Source organism: Streptomyces sp. ME19-01-6 (genome assembly GCF_033793745.1).
Lineage (GTDB): Bacteria > Actinomycetota > Actinomycetes > Streptomycetales > Streptomycetaceae > Streptomyces.
Map to the genome: position 1 here is coordinate 1 of NZ_JARAXF010000098.1, position 1,646 is coordinate 1,646.

A 1,646-nucleotide genomic window follows, 5' to 3' on the forward strand; every position below is an offset into this window, starting at 1 on the left:
TTCTTTCCTTTTCTTTTCGTTTCTTCGTTGCGGACGGGCGGGTCGGCTACGGCCGATCTATGTGCGCCATTGACCGGTGGTGCGCGGCGACAGCCCCAGAAGCTGTTGGGCGCTGTTGTGCGCGCTGATGATCTTGTCCGGTACGGTGGCGAGGCCCTCGTACAGTGCGGTGACCGCAGCCGCCCCGCGTCTCCGGCGGCCGAGAAGGAGCGGGCCGGTGCGCCGGCGGCGGCACCGGGTGAGGTGTCAGCGGGTGTGCGGGTTGGGCAGGGTGACGGGCTCGCCCGGGGTGGGCCAGTGCAGCGGGACGCCGGCGGCGTCGAAGGTCTGCTGGACGTGGCCGCGGTCTTCGGTGTAGTGCGCCCAGCCCTCGGCGTGCACGGCCACCACGAGGGGGTCGCCGAGCAGGCGGCGGGCCTCGACGGCCTGGACCGCGGTCAGCGACAGTCGTACGTCACCGAATGCCTCGAAGCCGGCCGCGCCCAGGTGCAGCAGCGCCACGTCGACGCGGTACCGGCCGGCCAGGGCGCTCATCGCGTCCAGGTCGACGGTGTCACCGGAGACGTACACGCTCGGTGCCGAGCCGTCGTCGGTGTGCAGGAGGAAGCCGGTGACCGGACCGGTGAGGTCCTCGGTGCCGACGGGACCGTGGCGGGCGGGGACCGCGGTGATGTTCAGCGGCGTGCGGCCCGGCGTCGACAGGGTCCGGGTCTGCCAGGGCTCCAGGCCGACGGCTGCGCCCCCGAGATCGGTGGCGCCGGCGACGGTGGTGAACACGTTCGAGGCACCGGAGGCCACCGTACGCCCGGCGGTGTCGAGGTTGTCCAGATGCCCGGTGTGGCTGACCACGACGGCGTCGAGAGCGGGCAGTTCCCCGGGCTTCAGCGCCGGGCCGGCGGTCTTGCGCACCATGACCGGGCCGTCCTGGTACTCGGTGCCGGCGGCGTCGAAGGTCGGGTCGGTCAGCAGCGTCCAGCCGGCCAGGCGGATCAGCGCGGTGGGGCCGCCCAGCACCGTCACAGTGTTCGCGGCGCGGGTCACGGCAACGTCGGTTACCACAAGTACTCCTTGACGATCAGGGGTTGGCTCCCTCACTCTGACCGAGTTACTTTCCTCTGGGAAGTACATACCTTCAGGTGAGGTGAGCACGTGCAGGAAAGCACGCGAGGCAACGTCCGTAATCCCGCCTGCCCCGGCAGGCAGCTGTTCGACCTGGTCACCGCCCGGTGGGCCGCCCTGGTCCTGGTGGATCTCATGGACGGCCCGCAACGCTGGTCCGAGCTGCGCCGGCGGGCCGGCGGCGTCAGCGACAAGATGCTCGCGCAGACCCTGCGCGACCTCGAAGCCGGCGGACTGATCACCCGCACCGTGCACACCAGCCGCCCACCGACGGTGCAGTACGCCCTGACCGACCTCGCCCGGGGCGCCACCGCCGCACTGCAACACCTCCAGAACTGGGCCGAACAACACACCAGCGACTACGCCCACCACCGACACACCCACACCACCGACCCGAAGCCCTGACAAGGGCAGGCTCGGAGGGCACACGTCACCGTGCTTCCGCCGTCTGAGTCAGCGCCCTGACCAGCATGAACTGCGTGCAGAGCTCAGGACTCGACTCGCCGTCACTCACGGTAGGCGCACAA

The 1,646-nt window shown here is 70.4% G+C and carries 2 protein-coding genes; one reads left to right on the forward strand and one right to left on the reverse strand.

Translation table 11 applies throughout. From position 1 onward, the window contains the following. Positions 1 to 246 precede the first annotated feature (246 nt). Positions 247 to 1,059 carry an MBL fold metallo-hydrolase gene (locus PV419_RS52760; protein WP_319701226.1) on the reverse strand — a complete coding sequence of 271 codons (813 nt, stop codon included), beginning with the start codon at positions 1,057 to 1,059 and terminating at the stop codon, positions 247 to 249. Between the two features lie 90 nt (positions 1,060 to 1,149). On the opposite strand from PV419_RS52760, the gene PV419_RS52765 reads away from it, so the two are divergent. Further along, entirely contained in the window at positions 1,150 to 1,524 is a 375-nt protein-coding gene (locus tag PV419_RS52765; RefSeq protein ID WP_319701227.1) for a helix-turn-helix domain-containing protein, read from the forward strand. Positions 1,525 to 1,646 lie beyond the last annotated feature (122 nt).